Source organism: Paraburkholderia hiiakae, assembly GCF_904848665.1.
Taxonomy (GTDB): domain Bacteria; phylum Pseudomonadota; class Gammaproteobacteria; order Burkholderiales; family Burkholderiaceae; genus Paraburkholderia; species Paraburkholderia hiiakae.
The window spans coordinates 43,267-60,042 of record NZ_CAJHCQ010000002.1; the positions used below are offsets into that span (position 1 = coordinate 43,267).

Consider the following 16,776-nt stretch of genomic DNA (forward strand, 5'->3'; position numbering starts at 1 on the left):
GGCGGCGCCGCGCCTCTTTTGACTACTGCTTTCCTGAAGGCGGCGCTCCGTTGGGCCGCCCTTGTGCTGTTCGGATCTCGCCAGGATTGCCTGGCTGGCGCTGCCGCGCCCCGGCACGCCGACTGCCATGCAGGCACCAGACGCCGCGGCATTACGCAGAACGCGACTCTCCCGGTGGAAATGAAGCACATGCGACAGATTGGGCTTCCAATCGATGGCCGCGCGTCGCGAGAGGGGTCGAAAAACAGCATATACATAGGGCCCCGGATTCGGAATAGGACTTTGGTCCAACTGCGGCTGACGAATAGAGCGGTGAGACGCGTTTGTCGCGCAAACGTCACGATATTGCGTGCCGCGTGCCGGCCGCACAGGATGGGCCAGTTGACGACGTCCGCGATTGCGCAGCGGATGTGTCAGGGTTGCTTCGTCAAACAACCCGCGTTCTTCATAGGCAACCGGCGAATAACGGCGACGTTGCTTCAAACATATCCGGTACAGAACAACACCGCGGACGTTTCTTTACACCGTCGAAAAGGATCGTCAACGCCGCAGGCTTCACGACGCCCCTGTATCGGTTGCTGCTGCGTTGGCCACGCAATCGGGCTCCTGCGCATCTCCCTCAGTCTTCAGCTGGATCCGATTGCGACCTGAGCGCTTCACGCAATACAGTGCGGCGTCAGCGCGCGCCTGCGCCGCCGCCAGATCCGGTTCGCCATGTTGATATAAGGCGATACCAATGCTCACGGTTATGCTTACGGCCTGCCCATCGTCTAGAACGATCGGGGCGTTCGCCACCGAGAGCCGAATGCGCTCGGCTATGCCACAGGCCTGTTGAGGCGTTGCGCCCTGCAGGATTACCGCGAACTCCTCACCGCCTACTCGAGCGGGCATATCCTGATCGCGCAATGCTGCGTTGATCCGGCCCGCGATAGCTTCCAGGACGCAGTCGCCCGCGGCATGTCCCCACGTGTCGTTGACACGCTTGAAGTGGTCAAGGTCCAATGCGAGGACCGCGAGCGGACTCCCGTGTTCTCGTGCGTGAGCCACTGCGCGGTCGCTGGCGCGGGCGAAACTGCGTCGGTTGGGAAGTTTGGTCAGTGCGTCAAAATCGGCTTCCGTGCGCAGCTGGCTAATCTGCGCGCATTGCCTGCTGACATCGAGGAGCGTGACGAGCACAAGTCCCTTGTCTTCTGGTGTGTCAATGTGGTCCAGAAGGCGCGTGCACCGCACGATCATCTGGACAGCCCCGGCGCAGGTCAGCATCGAAACGGGCTCGCTGTTGTCCCGCACGTACATTCCGGTCCAGTTCGCCGGCTCGGCAAACAGCATCGACAAGCATTCCCCGACGTCGCCCTTGGCACCAAACAAGCGCCTGAATGCCTCGTTTGTCAGTGCGATCTTTTCCGTACCGACGTCCACCAGCGCGATCGGCGTCGGGATGTCCCTGACAACGTTCGACACGAAGCCCGACCAGGTCCCTATTTCCTCGTGCAGCCGATTTTCACGGCGGAGCATCACAATGCCTGCGATCAGCAGTGCGACCTCAATGACAATGCCCAGCAGGTTGAGAAGAAGGCTGTGCAGCCAGGGGAGCCGATATTCGTCGACGGCATAGCCAAGCTTGAGTGTCCAGTTGTCCCCCGATTCGCCAACCGGAATGCTACGGAGCGTCTCGAGCCGTTCGCGTCCGTCCTCGTCCGAGATTGCATAGTACGTTGAGGGCGTGGGACCTTCTCGTTTCAAACCCGCGACGTGACTCACCGATCCGGTTTCGATAGCCGGACTCAACGGGTAGCGCGCGATCACCTGATCGTCATGATCGACCAATATTGACGCGCTGCCTGGCGGAAGCGCCATTCCCTTCATCAGCGCCTGGTCGACGGGAACAACCATCGCTATGCGCACATCGGCAATGCCGCCTACACCGGGATGCTCTCTAATGAAGAGCAGGCCCCAGCCAGAGCTGCGGTGAATGAGCTGAGCGATCGTGGGCGAGCTGGTAGTCAAGCCGTGCAGGGCCTTGAACCATGCCTCGTCGCGATCCCCCGGCGGGATCGAACTCGCGAGCACATGGCCTGCGGAGTCAAATACAGCAATCGACACGTTGCCGAGCGTGCCACCGTCTAGCGCCGCCAACCGGGCGAGCGTCCCGTCGTCGGGCGTCCCGTTTGCGAAGGCTTCGTCCACCATCAGGAATGTATGGTCAACCACCCTGACGCGATCCTGGATGCGCAGCGCAATGGTAGTGGCCAATGTGTCCAGGCGACGGGCCGTCCGCTCGTTGAGGTTGCCGAAATCCCCCACCGCCTGCGCGATATGTGCGGCCATGTTCAGCAACACGAGAAGTACCATCACCGGAAGCGCCAGTTTGAGCCAGGAGGTCCGGCGGACCCCGGTGGATGATATGGACGCACGGAGCGTGGCGGCGGTGGCGGGGGACTTCATGGCAGGTCACTCACTAGCACGGCCGTGCCGGGACAAAAGGCATCGAGAGGTGCACTGGCGTCGACGGGTAGGTAACAACGCTGGATATCGCAACGCGAAGACCGGAATTCATCCGATCAACTGAAAGCTTTATCCGGGCATCAGGTTGATAAGTCAACTATATGCCACGATGTAAGGTATTTGTATGCGTCGGTGTGTCGCCAGTGCCTGCTTAATTCACGCCGACAATACGGTCGGGAAACCATCCCGAGGAGAGTGCCAAGTCGTTTGCCATTCGGGTTTCTGCCGTTGCCTGAACTCAAGGGGAACTCAGCCGGATATGACGCGGTGCGCTTCAGGGCCGCTGGCTGCAGGACCCGGGCGCGTCATCATCCAGCCACGCGCGCAGTACGGATGAACAGCGCCCGAAACTTGTTCCAGAAATCGCCGCCGAGCACGAAGAAGCTTGCGACGAACATCAGGTCGCCGAGCAGTTGTGCTTCCCACATCTTTGGCCGCAGCCCGGGCCATATCGCATCGATGTAGGGCTCCAGCATGGCCGAGCCCAAGGGCAGGCAGAACATCACGAGCCCGATGGCGTGCCGTGCAGGTCCAACCGTGTCGGCCGGGGAAAACCGCTTAAGGTGGCGCAACAGGAGGGCCTTTAGCCGCTCGAATCCCGGTTTGCCCATCACCGCGACACAGGCCAGCAGCATAAGCTTGTTGGCGACCACAATGCCGCCCGTCAACGTCGCGATGACAGTGGCGGGGGCGCCCGCCAGGGCTGCGAGGGGAACAAGCCCCCACGCCGCGTACGCCAGCAGGAAGACACCGATTCCGGCGCGAAAGCGCCACGTGCCTGACGGTAAGGCTTTGGCCTGGGTGTCTGGAGTCGTCATGCTTGCCATCCTTGGGTAATGAGTCCGGTCTCAGACAAGCGGGAAGTTTTTCCCGAGGTCGTCCAACCGATCGCATGCAAACGCGACGACTACCGGTTACGCGCTCGCCTGAATGTCGACTGCATTGTCGAGAAACCTGGAACGGGAAAGTCGTGGACCGATGTTGCAAGGGCTAATGGTATCGATGCGGCACTGCTTGCCAAGACGTTCGATATTCTGAAAAGCGACGGCCGGTGGCAAGGGATTTGTTCTGTGCTTTGTAACGCAAGAGGATTGGCTGAACGGGAATGAAGTGCAAGGCTATCTTCGTCGACGGTGAATGGTCCGAACAGTTCGGACGGAGCGGGCACGACAACTGAGTACGCACGCGATGAACACCGCCTGCGTGCAAAGTCGTGCAGTGCCCTGAGGCGGCGAAACTTGTTTCAATAGTGCGATTGCCGTTTAATGGGACACGATCGTCCCCAAGGATGGATAACGCGAACGCGACGTGCATGGCTCCGCACAACGGGCAACGCCGTGCGAACTCGAACAGCTTAACCTCCAGTACAGAGTCAATTGCATGGTCAGAACCGTTTTCGTTTGCAAGCCACCAGGCGTGGTAATCGGCAACCGAAACCTCATCTGTTGCAAACAAAGTTGCCCTTACGATTCGTCGCCCGGGCATCTGGCTCAGGTCAGGCAGGCACGCGATAACACCGGTACAAGTGTAGTCAGCCGGATCTGAATCGACAGAGAATATCCGACGCACTCTGGCCCATAAAGCCCGCAGCCGGAGAGCTGTGCGTCAAAGGTACAGGCTTGACGACTATTGGATTCCAGCTTCGCGGCACGGCTTTTGCGCACCGCCTTTCGCCTTCTAGCGACGGCTACGGGAGCCAATCATGCAATTCACTTTTCAGTCATGCCTGATCAGCACGAGTGCAAGTATCGATGACGGGAGAATTGTCGCGAACGCGAGAATCTTCTTTCCAGCTTCGGATGGTGCATTCGAAGACGATGTCTACGATTTATGTCTGGATGAGAATTTCATCGACGAGAACGAGGCTCTGACTTTTGCTCGCGAGCGTGCAATGGGCTGGGTTGAAGAGCATTGCGCAAGCGCAATGTAGTCGCGGCGAGTATGCCGGAGCGTCCTCAGTGCATGCCTGACACTTCATTTTTGAACGACAAAGAGACACGCGCCCGAAATTCGACGACCTTGCCGCCATCAACCCGCATATCGAGTCTGGAGATTTCGGCCACTCGCAAATCACGCAGCGAACTGCCAGCGGTTTCGACAGCATTCCTTGCTGCCTCCTCCCACGATGTCAGGCTGGTGCCTGAACGCGCGCGACCGTCAATGCCAGCGCGCGTCGCTCTGCAACATTTGCGCAATTGTCATTGGTGCTTTCGTTGAGCTTGTCATCACAGGACTCACGATAGAACAAACCATCAAAACACGCGCCGCTGCCATACCGGTCTCATTGTTGATTGGCAGGCCGTATGGACTTCGCAGGGATTGGGTGTTCAGGCGGCCAGGCAGCGCAGAAAAGACGCTACCGCAAAAAAATCCTGCTGGATACATTCATCAATTTGACGTTCCAGATGCCTCTCTATGCGCTGATACTGGCATTGAATGGCGCTACGTTTTTGCAGATCCTTACCGCAGTGAGTTCTATTCTTGTCATCGTTAGCCTTTGCGGCCGCCGATACGGTATTTTTTTAAGCGGATGTCGGCGGCTGTTTAGGGTACCTAACACGCTTCAGGGAAATGCTGAATCTTGAAGGCGCTCGATAAGCAGGACCAACGGCTTAATCGTGACGCACCGCCAAACTCTGGCGGGCGGCCTGAATCGGCCAACCGCCCGCAAACTTTCACTGCCTGCACGCTATGCCGGCCGGATGTTTTGGTTCACGCGGAAGAGGTTGTCAGGATCGAACTCGCGCTTGACTGCGGACAGACGCGAGTAGTTGTCCCGGAAGCTGGCCCTCACCCGCTCCTCGCCCTCATCCATCATAAAGTTCACATACGCCCCTCCGGCCGAGTAGGGATGCAATGCGGTCTGATAATCGCGCGCCCACGCACTGATTCGATCCGCATTTGCCGCATCGGGATCGACGCCGGCAAATACCGCCGCCCAGCGGGCATCGCGATAACTGAAGGCGGTCTCGTTGCGTCCCACCCGGTGCGCGGCTCCGTCTATTGGATAGAGATGCATGGTCGAATGCATCGTCGGCAGCCGTTCGGCGTAATCCGCGTGCAGCGCGATCGCTTCGTCGGACAAATCGTTGAAAAAATCGGCGCGCCAATACCACTGCAGTCCGGGTGGATAGAGGCCGTCGAACGCGCTTTGCAGCATCGGGAACGGCAGCGTCTGAACCCCGTGCAGCGCAGGCCCGGTCGCCAGCACCGGGGCGAAAGCTGCATCGGCTTTCATGGGATCGCCGGTCCAGCACCAGACCACCGCACACATCTTCTGCAAGTGCAGCGCTTCAGGGAACGGTGCCACCGGCGGCACGGTCATGAACGCGAAAAAGCCGTTGAGTTCGTCCGGGGCATCGGTAATGAACGTGCGGTACCACTGCATGATTTCCGTCGCGCGCTCGAGCGGCCATAGCGTCGGACCGGCGATAACGTCCGACACCGGATGCAAGCGGAATTCGAATGAAGTGACCACGCCGAAATTGCCGCCGCCGCCGCGCAGCGCCCAGAAGAGATCGCCGTTGCTGTGCTCGCTCGCGGTGACGAGGCGTCCGTCTGCCAGCACCACGTCGGCGGAAAGCAGATTGTCGATCGAGAGTCCATAGCGGCGCGTCAAGTGGCCGATGCCGCCCCCGAGCGTCAAGCCACCGACCCCCGTCGTGCTGATCACTCCGCTCGGCGTGGCGAGCCCGAACGCGTGCGTCGCATGATCGACGTCGCCCCACTGGCAGCCGCCCTCCACACGGACGGTGCGCGCGCTCAGGTCGACGCGGATGCCGCGCATCCGCGAAAGATCGATCACGAGACCGTCATCGCAGATACCGAGGCCGCCGCCGTTGTGTCCGCCGCCTCGCACGGCCAGCAGCAGCCGATGCTCGCGCGCGAAGTTCACGGATGCGATCACGTCCGCTACGTCCGCACATCGCGCGATCAGTGCCGGATGTTTCGAAATCATCGCGTTGTAGACCTTGCAGGCATCGTCATAGGCGGCGTCGGCCGGCTGGATGACGGTTCCCCGAAGGCACGCGCGCCAGGCCGTCAAGTCGTTGTCGCTGAACATTTCGATCTCCTCGATGCGTTTCTGACGTTGACTGTAGGCCGCTGGCCAACGGCCGGCCATCCACAGGATTGATCAAATTGCAGCGCGACGTTGCCCTGCCCGGTAGTCGATTCTGACTACCGCGGCACAGGCCCGCGCTTGACAGGTGTACGGGGCGTCACTACAACGGAAATGCGGCTTGTCTGAAGCGTTCAGTGCGGGAGGAGGCGATGTCACTATTTCTCATCGAACGCCAGTTCGCCGAAGAATTGAAGCTGGACGCCGCGGGTGCCGTGGCGCTGAAGGAAATCAACGACGCGAGCGGCGTCAACTGGCTGTTTTCATTCCTGTCTGCAGACAGGCGCAAGACCTACTGCCTGTATGAGGCCCCGAGCGCCGAGGCGATTCGCGAAGCGGCCAGGCTCGCCGGCCTGCCGGCCGACGTGGTGGTGGAAGTGAGCGAATTGCGGCCCGAGGCGTACAGCCAGGCATCGTAGGCCCATCCGATGCAGTGCCCATTCTGTCGCCGCGACAATCGCGAGGACGCCCGCTTTTGCGACGCCTGCGGCACTCGTCTTGCGGCGCATGCTGGGGGTGAGCAGTCCGAAACGTCGATCGTCAGCCGTGAAAGCGAACTCGCCAGGCTCGCCGATTTGCTCGGAAAGATGACGAGCGGCCATGGCGCGATCGCCGTGCTGGCTGGCGAGCCTGGCATCGGCAAGTCGCATACTGCGCAGACGCTGGCCCGCCGCGCCGCCGGCGTGCGGGTGCTATGGGGGCGTTGCAATGAGGAGCCGGGCGCGCCGCCGTACTGGCCCTGGCTGCAGATCATGCGGGTCTGGATCGAAAGTCATGACGAGGAGGCGTTGCGCAGCATGCTCTCCGCGGCCGCGCCCATCGCGGAGGTTCTCCCCGAGATCAGCCGGCGGCTCGGCGATCAGGCACCGTTGCTGCCGACGACCGATCCGCTGCAGCACCGCTTTCGGCTATTCGAGGCAATTGCCAGCTTCTGGAGGCTCGCAGCGGCAAGCGAGCCGCTCTTGCTGATCATCGACAATCTCCATTGGGCCGATGCGTCGTCGCTGCGGTTGCTCGAGTTTCTCGCAGCGGAGATCGAGGATAGCCGCATCCTGCTGCTCGCCACCTATCGCGACATCGAGTTGAACCGCCAGCATCCGCTATCGGTCACCCTCGGCGACCTTGCCCGGTACGGTCATTTCCACCGGCTGCGTCTTGCCGGACTCACCCGTCGCGAAACTGAGGCGCTGATCGCCCAGTCGGGCGGGAAGGCGTTCACGCCAGCGCTCCTCGACGCGATCTATGAGCAGACCGAAGGAAACCCGTTGTTCGTCGTCGAGACGACACGTCTGCTGGTTCAGGAAGGCGTGCTCGGGCATGGCACGCGTGCAGGGCGCGCCGAACCTTGCGCGCCGCCGGGGATTCGCATTCCCGAAGGCGTGAAGGAAGTCATCGGGCGGCGGCTGAACCGGCTGTCACCGTCGACGAATCTCGTGCTCGCACGCGCCGCACTGATCGGCAGGACGTTCGATCTCCAGTTGCTGCGACGCGTACTGGACGAGCCGCTCACGAACCGTATCCAGGACACGATGGAGGAAGCCCTGCGGTCCCGCATCGTCGAACCGGAGGAGCGGCCGGGATGGTTCCAGTTCTCACACGCAGTGATCCGCGAGACCTTATATGACGAAATCGCGATACCTGCCCGCAGCGGTCTCCATTTGCGGGTAGCGCAGGCCATAGAAGGCCTGTATGCCAATGATGCGGACCAGCACCTGCCGGCGCTCGCGCACCATTACACACATGCCCTGCCCGGCGCAGACGCCGTGCGCGCGGCCGATATCGCGCGCCGCGCCGCCGAACGCGCAACCGGGCTGCTTGCGCACGAGGAAGCGGCGCGCTACTACCGCCTCGCGCTGCAGGCCGCGGGCATGACGAGCGCCTGCGATCCGGCCTTGAAATGTTGCCTGCTCAATGCGCTCGGTAAATCGCTTACGTTGGCGGGCGAGTATCTGCAAGCGCGCGAAGCGTTCGAACAGGCGATGTCGCTTGCGCGCGAGGCGAAAGCGACCGACGAGATGACGAGCGCCGCGCTCGGTTTCGAACGGGCCACCTGGGCGCCAGGGCTTCCCGGGCAGACGGCGGCGCGGCTGCTGCGTGAAGCGCTCGCCGCCCAGGACAGCGGCGACAGTACCACGAAGGCCCAGTTGCTCAGCTCGCTTGCGCGGGCGTTGATCTTCAGCGGCGAAGAAGCCCAGGCCGAGATCGTGCACGAACAGGCGGTGGCGATGGCCCGGCGCAGCGGCGACACGGGCACGCTGGTCTCGACGCTGGTCTCGACGCTCTCCGCACGCTGGCAACCGGAGCGCAGTGCGCAGCGGCTGCGGGATATCGAGGAGGCGCTCAGTTTGGCCGAAAAGTCGAACGACGTCCTGCGCGCACTCGATGCACAAGCCTGGCAAATGTTCGAACTGATGGAACTCGGCGATCTTTCAACGTGGCGCGTGCGGCTCGAGCAATGCGAGCGCCGCGCGGCAGAGTTGCGGCAGCCGTTCGAAAGCTACGTGGCTGCCACGTCCCGCGCCACCTTCGCGCTGATGGAGGGCCGGTTCGACGCCGCCGCGCGCCTCATCGAGCAGGCCCTGCAGATTGGCCGCCGCATGCCCGGTCTGGACGCGCCCGGCGTCTACGGCATGCAGATGTTCACGTTGCGCTTCGAACAGGGACGTCTGCGCGAGTTGGCGCCGCTTGTGCGAGCCTTCGTGAACGCGATGCCCAGGGCGGGCACATGGCGACCCGGCCTCGCGCTGCTCTACTCGGAGATCGGTCTGCTCGACGAGGCGCGCGGCGAGTTCGAGGAACTCGCTGGAGACAATTTCGCGGTCGTCCGCCACGACGCCTTGCGAGCGGCGAGTCTGGCGTATCTGGCCCAGGTTTGCGCGCGACTCGACGACAAGGATCGCGCGGATGCCCTCTACGCGATGCTGCTCCCGTACGACGGTCGAAATCTGCTGATCGGGACGACGGTCGGATGCCTGGGGGCGGCGTCGTCGCTGCTTGGCTTGCTCGCGACGACACGGCGCGAATGGCGCGACGCCCAGCATCACTTCGAATGCGCGCTGGCGATGAACCTCCGGCAGGGAGCGGAGCCCGCCCTCGCGCGCACGCGCGTACGCTACGCATCGATGAGGCTTGCCCGCAACGCCGAAGGCGACGTCGATGCGGCGCGCGTGCTGCTCGAGGATGCACGGGCGGCGGCGGCGCGCATGGATATGCGTGCGCTCGTCGAGCAGATCGACGACGTCCTGCGCTCGGCCGCGCACACCTCATGTCCGCCCTGGCCGGCCGGGTTGAGCCCACGGGAAGCCGAGGTGCTGCGATTGGTCTCGAGCGGGCTCGGAAATCGTGAAATCGCGGAGCGGCTCTTCCTGAGTCCTAACACGGTTGCCAACCACATTCGGGCCATTCTGGCGAAGACCCATTCCGCCAATCGTACTGAGGCCGCAGCATTCGCAATCCGCAACGGCCTGACAGGAAGGTGAGGAGCGTGACGGCTCTGCGCGGCAATCGCGTCCCGGTTACAGATCGACGACGATGTCGCGAACCGGTTGCGAGCAGCAGACGAGCAGGTTGCCTTCGGCGGGTTGGTCTAGCGGCTGCGGCCGGTACGCCACCTCGCCCGACACCAGTCCGCTTTCGCAGTTGTGGCAGACACCCGTGCGGCACGCCCAGCGCACGGGAACGTCGCAGGCTTCCGCCAGTTCGAGAATGCTCGGGTAGACAGACGGATTCCAGTGCGCGGCGATGCCGCTGCGCGCGAACGACACCAGCGGCCCCGTGTTCGCGTCGTCTTTCGGCAGATGCGGACTACGCCTGAGCGCCCCGACGATGCCCGGGTTGCGCGACTCGCCGCCGTTGAAGAACTCGGCGTGAATCCGTTCCCGCGTGACGCTCAGGCCGGCGAGCGCCGCTTTCATGTCGTCCATGAAGTGCGTGGGTCCGCAGAGATAGATGTCCGCGTCGCGCGTCACGCCGGCCTCGTTCAGGACCGCTTGCGACAGGTGGCCCGTCGCGTCGAAATCCACGCCCCGGCGGTCGCGCGTGTCCGGTGTGCTATAGCAGACGTAGGCGCGCCCGTTTGCAAGCGTGGACATCAGACGGCGCGCTTCGGCGGCGAACGGATGATGCTGTCCGTCGTGCGCCGCGTGCAGCCACAAGACCTGCCGCGTCGAGCGCGCCGACGACAGCGCGTGCAGCATCGCAAGAACCGGCGTCGCGCCGATGCCCGCGCTGAGCAGCACCACGGGAGAGTCGCCCGGCTGTAAAACGAAGCTGCCGCGCGGTGCGCTAACGTCGATCGTGTCGCCCACCCGCGCGTGTTGCCTGAGGTAAGTCCCGGCCGCACCATTCCGCTCGATCTTCACGCTGATGCGGTAGCTTTGCGGCGAACGCCCGCCTGATATCGAATAGCTGCGGAAAAGCGGCTGGCCGCCCACCGTTCGCTGCAGACGCAACACGACGTATTGGCCCGGCAGAGCGGGTTGCAACGGCTGTCCATCCGCGCTTTTGAAGCTGAGCGAGAGCACGTCGGCGGATTCCGGCTCGATCGCCGTTACGGTAAGTGGCCGGAAACCCGGTGCGACGGGATGCGATGCCGCTGCGGGCACGAGCCCGGCATTTCCTCCCTTCGCGCTGCTCTTCAAGAGCGCCTCGAATGACCGTCGCCAGCCTGGCGACAGCGCCTCGATCCGCAACGCGCGCTCCAGTTGATCGCGCGGATGGTGAGCCGAGTAAAGCAGCGCATTGACCTGCGCGACGCTCATGCGCTCGCTGGCCCCGCCGACCTTCACAATCTCGTCGCCTGCGCCCACCTCCCCTTCCTGGAGGACGCGCAAGTAGAAGCCGGGTCGTCCGCTCGATGTCAGCATGGCGGCCATCTGGGGTTCGTTCATGCGGATGCCGACGCGATAGCAGGTGACGCGGGGCTGCGTCACCTCGAACAGCGCGTCGCCGATCCGATAGCGGTCGCCGATGCAGACTTCAGAATCGGGTAATCCTTCGATGGTGAAGTTTTCGCCGAACTGTCCGTAGGCCAGGTCGTTCCTCTTCAATTCCGCCTGCCAGTAGCGCGACGATTCGATCTGGTAGACGAATACGGCCCGCTGCTCGCCGCCGTGCCCCGCCAGATCGCCTTGACCGTCGCCGTCGAGGTTCAGCCGCCCGGCGCGGCATCGGCCCCGCACGGGGTCTTTCCAGATCCCGGTATGTACCGTGCGGCCTTTCCATTCGATGTCGCGCGGTAGTCCGACATTCACCGATAGCAGTCGCGCCATGGCCGTCACCGCTCAGGCAGGCCGGTGTGCTGCCACGCACCGCGCCGCGCGTTCCGATCGCCCGCGCAAACGGCGAACCACGATGTGGTCCCGAGGTCGGTGATCCATTTGCCGACGAAGCGCACGCGCATTGGCCGGCGCAGCGCCTCGGCGCACAACAGTCGCTTCGGCAGCGGCTCGGGTATGAGAAACCGGCCAATTGCGCCCGTCGAAAGCGGACCTTGTTGCCACGACAGTCCCATTGCTGTGCTCCCGCCGTCAAGGTCGACCAGCCGGAATCGCGGACACCGCATCAACGCGCTCTCCACAACTCGGGCCGATCTTCCTGGACGAATGATGAGGCAGACAAAGCGTGCGCCGCACCCGTCAACTGACGCGCGGCACAAAGTCAGCCTAGTTTAAGCGGCCTCGCGGGAGAGCGCCGCGGCATCATTAATCGGATAAATGATGCCCTCCCGAGGGCCGCCAGCGCATCGGGGACTATCGACACCTTGGGCCCCGCGACACGGCATCCGCAATGCCTTCGGCTTTGGCGAACGGCTACCGTGCGCCACTCCGTACACCAGCGGTGCGTTTTCTGCACGCATTTAAGGGCGGCGCTACACTCGAGCGGTTGTCGAAAGGCCGTGTCCACGGGCCTGCACTTTGCCCCGCACATTAGGCGGGCAAAGCGGAACAGCCGGCGCGCGGACACCTCGATTGCACGATCAAGAACGACAAATCCCCACTCTCGGAGAGCCGCTCCATGACGACGCTAACCATCAACGGAGAAACTCATACGGTCGACGCGCCGCCCGACATGCCGCTGCTCTGGGTCCTGCGCGACATTGTCGGCCTCACCGGCACGAAGTTTGGCTGCGGCATTGCACAGTGTGGCGCATGCACGGTGCATCTCGACGGCGAAGCGGCGCGCTCGTGCGTGCTGCCCGTGGCGGCCGTAGCAGACCGCAAGATCACGACCATCGAGGCTATCGGCGCCACGCCTGCGGGGCAGAAGGTGCAGAAGGCCTGGCGCGAGATCGACGTCGTGCAGTGCGGCTACTGTCAATCGGGGCAGGTGATGTCGGCGGCGGCGCTCATCGCCGCGAATCCGAACCCGAGCGACGCGGACATCGACGCCGCGATGGCGGGCAACATCTGCCGCTGTGGCACCTATGCGCGGATTCGCGCCGCCATCAAGCAAGCTGCGAAGGAGGCCTGACATGTCACAGGGTCTCCTCGATGCGCAGAACGGCATGCCGCAACGCAAGCCGCAACACACCCCAAGCGGCCAATTCTCGCGCCGCACTTTTCTCAAACTCGGCGCGGCAGCGGGCGGCGGGCTGCTGCTCGGCATCAGCTTTTCCGCGGGCGCACAGGGCGACAGCCAGACGCGCAAGTCAATCGTTGGCGGCGATGGCAACGAAGCCCCGCAAGACGGCGTGTTCGAGCCGAACGCGTTCGTGCAGATCGACCGCTCGGGCAAGGTCACGCTCATCGTCCCGAAGGTGGAGATGGGGCAAGGCGTCTACACCTCGATTCCCATGCTGATCGCGGAAGAACTCGAAGTGCCGCTCGACAGCGTGACGATCGATCACGCGCCGCCCAATGCGCAGCTCTTCAGCGACCCGCTGCTGGGCGGCCAGCTCACAGGCGGCTCGACGTCGATTCGCTTTGCCTGGCAGCCCATGCGCGAAGCGGGCGCTGCCGCGCGCACCGTTCTGATTCAGGCCGCGGCGCAGCAGTGGCAAGTCGATCCGGCCAGTTGCCACGCCAGGGCGGGCGAGGTGCTGCACGACGCGAGCGGGCGGCGCATCGCCTATGGCCAACTCGTCGATGCGGCCGCGCACCTGCCCGTGCCGCAGAAGGTGGCGCTCAAGGACCCGAAAGACTTCACGCTGGTCGGCAAGCCCACCAGGCGCCTCGACTCGCCGGAGAAAGTGGACGGCTCGGCGCTCTTCGGCCTCGACGTGCGCCTGCCCGGCATGGTCTACGCCGCCATCGTGAACTGCCCCGTGTTCGGCGGCACGCTCGCAAAGGTCGACGACACGCGCGCGTTGCAGGTTCCCGGCGTCACGCAGATCGTGAAGATCGACAACGCCGTGGCCGTGATCGGCGCGCACACGTGGGCCGCGAAGCGAGGCGCGGCGGCGCTCGTCGTCGAATGGAACGAAGGCGCGGGCGCGAGCGTTTCCATGCAGCAGATCGTCGCCGATCTCGCGAGCGCCTCGCAACGCGAGGGCGCCGTCGCACGCAAGGATGGCGACGTGCAGCAGGGGTTCGGCACCGCAAAAACGCGCATCGATGCGGTTTATCAGCAGCCGTTCCTTGCGCACGCAACGATGGAGCCGATCAACTGCACGGTCCACGTGCAGCCCGACGGCTGCGAAATCTGGGTGGGCACTCAGGTGCCCACGCGCGCCGTGGACGCGGCCGTGGCTGTCACCGGCCTCAAGCCCGAGCAGATCACGCTGCACAATCACCTGCTCGGCGGCGGCTTTGGGCGACGGCTCGAAGTCGATGCGATCACCCAGGCGCTCAAGATCGGCAAGCAGCTCAATGTGCCGGTGAAAGTGTTCTACACGCGCGAGGAGGACATTCAGCACGACATGTACCGGCCGTACTACTACGATCGCATCTCGGCCGGACTCGACGCGAACGGCAAACCCGTGGCCTGGCAGCACCGCATTTCGGGTTCTTCGATCATGGCGCGTTTTGCGCCACCCGCCTTCCAGCACGGCGTGGACCCCGACGCCGTGGAAGTCGCCGCCGACCTGCCCTACGACCTGCCGAACCAGTTGATCGAATACGTGCGCGAGGAGCCGCATGCGGTGCCCACCGCGTTCTGGCGCGGCGTGGGACCGACGCGCGGCACGTTCGTGGTGGAGAGCTTCGTCGACGAACTGGCCGTGGCCGCGAAAACCGATCCGGTCACCTACCGCCGTAATCTGCTCGGCAAGTCGCCGCGCGCGCTGGGCGTGCTCGACGTAGCCACACGCGCCGCGAACTGGGGTCCGCCCATGCCGAAGGGCCAGGGGCGCGGCGTTTCGGTGATGCACGCGTTCGGCAGCTTCCTCAGCATGGTCGCGGACGTCACCGTGGACGACGGCGAGGTGCGCGTGAACCGCGTGGTGTGCGCCGTGGATTGCGGCATGGCCGTGAATCCCGAGACCATCGAGGCGCAGATCCAGGGCGGCATCGTGTTCGGCATCACCGCCGCGTTGTGGGGGGAAATCACCATCGAGCGCGGACGCGTCACGCAAACCAACTTCACCGACTACCGGATCATGCGCATCGACCAGATGCCGGTGATCGAAGTCCATATGGTGAAAAGCACCGAAGCGCCCGGCGGGATCGGCGAACCCGGCACCTCGGCGGTCATTCCGGCCGTGGCGAATGCGATCTATGCGGCCACCGGAAAGCGTCTGCGGCATTTGCCCGTGGGCCGCCAGCTCGTGAACGCGAGCGCGTCCGCGCAATCGGCGTGAGGGAGCGAACCATGACGACAACGATCGAAGCATCCCAACGGGCCCGCGGCCTGCGCCGCGCTGGCGGCGACGGCGCAAAGCTCGCGCTTGCCCTCGCGGCCGCCGCGACGCTCGCCTGCGTGAGCGGGCGCCCCGCCCTCGCGGCGGACGCCGCCACGATCCAGCGCGGCGCGTATCTCGCCGCCGTGGGCGACTGCGCGGCATGCCACACGGCGCCGCACGGCAAGCCGTTTGCGGGCGGCCTGCCGATGAACACACCGCTCGGACGCATCTACACGACCAACATCACGCCCGACCCGGACACCGGCATTGGCGGCTACACGCAGGCGGACTTCGCGCGCGCCATGCGCGAGGGCGTCGCGAAAGACGGCCACAACCTCTATCCGGCGATGCCTTATCCCTCGTATGCGAAGGTCCGCGACGAAGACGTTGCCGCGCTCTACGCGTACTTCATGCAGGGCGTGCAACCCGTCAAGCAGAGCAACCGCGCCGCCGACATCAAGTGGCCGATGAACATGCGCTGGCCGCTCAAGATCTGGAACGCCGTCTTTCTCGAGAAGGGGGCCTACCAGGACAAAGCGGGCAAGGACGCAGCATGGAACCGCGGCGCGTACCTCGTGCAGGGTCTCGGCCATTGCGGCTCCTGCCACACGCCGCGCGGCATCGGTTTCAACGAGAAGGCGTTCGACGAAAGCGGCGACGCCTGGCTCACGGGCGCCGCGCTCGACGGCTGGTTCGCCTCGAACCTGACGGGGGAACACAACACGGGCCTCGGGCGCTGGAGCGAAGCGGACCTCGCGCAGTTCCTGAAGACAGGCGCGAACCAGCACGCCTCGGCGTTCGGCGCGATGACCGATGTGGTCAACAAGAGCACCCAGGCGATGAACGACGCGGACGTCAACGCGATCGCGGCCTACCTGAAGTCGCTGCCGGCGAAGGGCGGCGATGGCGGACCGGCGTATGCGTATGACGCGCAGGCGACGAAGGTATCGCTCTCGCGCCCGGCAAACGATGCGGGCGCGCGCGTCTACACGGCGTATTGCATGCACTGCCACGGCGCCGACGGGCGCGGCTTCGCGCCGATGTTCGCGCCGCTCGCGGGCAATCCGAATGTGCTGGAGAAGGACGCGTCGTCGCTCATCAACGTCACGCTCAACGGCACCGGCGATCTCGTGATCCAGGGCATGCCCGCGCCATACCCCATGCCCGCTTACGCAGATGTCCTAAGCGACAAGCAGATCGCCGACGTGCTCACGTTCGTGCGTGCGGGGTGGAACAACAAGGCAGGCGGGGTGGGCGCGGCGGAGGTGGCGAAGATGCGCACGAGGACGCAGGCTGCACGGTAGGAAGGAGTGTTGAAACAATCGCGCCGGCCATGAAAGCGGCCGGCGCGATTGTCGCAAGGCGCTTGTAG

The 16,776-nt window shown here is 64.0% G+C and carries 13 protein-coding genes and 1 pseudogene; 8 read left to right on the forward strand and 6 right to left on the reverse strand.

Translation table 11 applies throughout. The features are described from left to right. Positions 1-555: 555 nt before the first annotated feature. Positions 556-2,445: a sensor domain-containing diguanylate cyclase gene (locus tag JMY28_RS04115; RefSeq protein ID WP_201694642.1), complete on the reverse strand. Its 1,890-nt coding sequence runs from the start codon at positions 2,443-2,445 to the stop codon at positions 556-558. A gap of 368 nt (positions 2,446-2,813) precedes the next feature. After that, a complete protein-coding gene (locus JMY28_RS04120; RefSeq protein ID WP_236596683.1) occupies positions 2,814-3,323 on the reverse strand; it encodes a transporter suffix domain-containing protein in 510 nt (169 codons plus the stop codon). Positions 3,324-4,207: 884 nt separating this feature from the next. Here JMY28_RS04120 and JMY28_RS04125 point away from each other — a divergent pair. Further along, a complete protein-coding gene (locus tag JMY28_RS04125; RefSeq protein WP_201694643.1) occupies positions 4,208-4,435 on the forward strand; it encodes a hypothetical protein in 228 nt (75 codons plus the stop codon). Between the two features lie 25 nt (positions 4,436-4,460). On the opposite strand, the gene JMY28_RS04130 is transcribed toward JMY28_RS04125, so the two are convergent. Next, the gene (locus JMY28_RS04130) at positions 4,461-4,700 is read right to left on the reverse strand and encodes a dodecin family protein (protein ID WP_236596684.1); all 240 of its coding nucleotides are present in this window, start codon (positions 4,698-4,700) and stop codon (positions 4,461-4,463) included. Between JMY28_RS04130 and JMY28_RS39495 the strand changes: the two are divergent. Together JMY28_RS39495 and alaE are read left to right on the forward strand one after the other, a co-directional pair. Then, a pseudogene (locus JMY28_RS39495) lies at positions 4,631-4,780 on the forward strand (hypothetical protein); the annotation flags it as partial. The gene JMY28_RS04130 and the pseudogene JMY28_RS39495 sit on opposite strands and share 70 nt — an antisense overlap. 28 nt (positions 4,781-4,808) lie before the next feature. Beyond that, positions 4,809-5,090: an L-alanine exporter AlaE gene (gene alaE / locus JMY28_RS04140; RefSeq protein WP_201694644.1), complete on the forward strand. Its 282-nt coding sequence runs from the start codon at positions 4,809-4,811 to the stop codon at positions 5,088-5,090. Positions 5,091-5,194: 104 nt separating this feature from the next. On the opposite strand, the gene JMY28_RS04145 is transcribed toward alaE, so the two are convergent. Next, positions 5,195-6,568, reverse strand: coding sequence for an FAD-binding oxidoreductase (locus JMY28_RS04145; protein WP_201695168.1), 1,374 nt, complete (start codon positions 6,566-6,568; stop codon positions 5,195-5,197). A gap of 209 nt (positions 6,569-6,777) precedes the next feature. Here JMY28_RS04145 and JMY28_RS04150 point away from each other — a divergent pair, with 209 nt between their 5' ends. Beyond that, complete coding sequence (locus JMY28_RS04150) at positions 6,778-7,044, forward strand: DUF4242 domain-containing protein (RefSeq protein ID WP_201694645.1); 267 nt, start codon at positions 6,778-6,780, stop codon at positions 7,042-7,044. 9 nt (positions 7,045-7,053) lie between these two features. Further along, positions 7,054-10,104 carry an ATP-binding protein gene (locus JMY28_RS04155; protein WP_201694646.1) on the forward strand — a complete coding sequence of 1,017 codons (3,051 nt, stop codon included), beginning with the start codon at positions 7,054-7,056 and terminating at the stop codon, positions 10,102-10,104. Between the two features lie 36 nt (positions 10,105-10,140). Here JMY28_RS04155 and JMY28_RS04160 read toward each other — a convergent pair whose 3' ends face one another. Both JMY28_RS04160 and JMY28_RS04165 read right to left on the reverse strand, forming a co-directional pair. After that, positions 10,141-11,895 (reverse strand): MOSC and FAD-binding oxidoreductase domain-containing protein, encoded by a 1,755-nt coding sequence (locus tag JMY28_RS04160; protein ID WP_201694647.1) that lies wholly within the window; start codon positions 11,893-11,895, stop codon positions 10,141-10,143. 5 nt (positions 11,896-11,900) lie between these two features. Further along, positions 11,901-12,137, reverse strand: a complete 237-nt coding sequence (locus tag JMY28_RS04165; RefSeq protein WP_201694648.1) for a hypothetical protein — start codon at positions 12,135-12,137, stop codon at positions 11,901-11,903. Between the two features lie 503 nt (positions 12,138-12,640). Here JMY28_RS04165 and JMY28_RS04170 point away from each other — a divergent pair. Genes JMY28_RS04170 through JMY28_RS04180 form a run of 3 tightly spaced genes read left to right on the forward strand, consistent with a single transcriptional unit; the run spans position 12,641 to position 16,708 of the window. Next, positions 12,641-13,096, forward strand: a complete 456-nt coding sequence (locus tag JMY28_RS04170; RefSeq protein ID WP_201694649.1) for a (2Fe-2S)-binding protein — start codon at positions 12,641-12,643, stop codon at positions 13,094-13,096. A gap of 1 nt (position 13,097) precedes the next feature. Continuing rightward, complete coding sequence (locus JMY28_RS04175; protein ID WP_201694650.1) at positions 13,098-15,362, forward strand: xanthine dehydrogenase family protein molybdopterin-binding subunit; 2,265 nt, start codon at positions 13,098-13,100, stop codon at positions 15,360-15,362. Between the two features lie 11 nt (positions 15,363-15,373). Beyond that, complete coding sequence (locus JMY28_RS04180) at positions 15,374-16,708, forward strand: c-type cytochrome (RefSeq protein ID WP_201694651.1); 1,335 nt, start codon at positions 15,374-15,376, stop codon at positions 16,706-16,708. Positions 16,709-16,776: the final 68 nt, after the last annotated feature.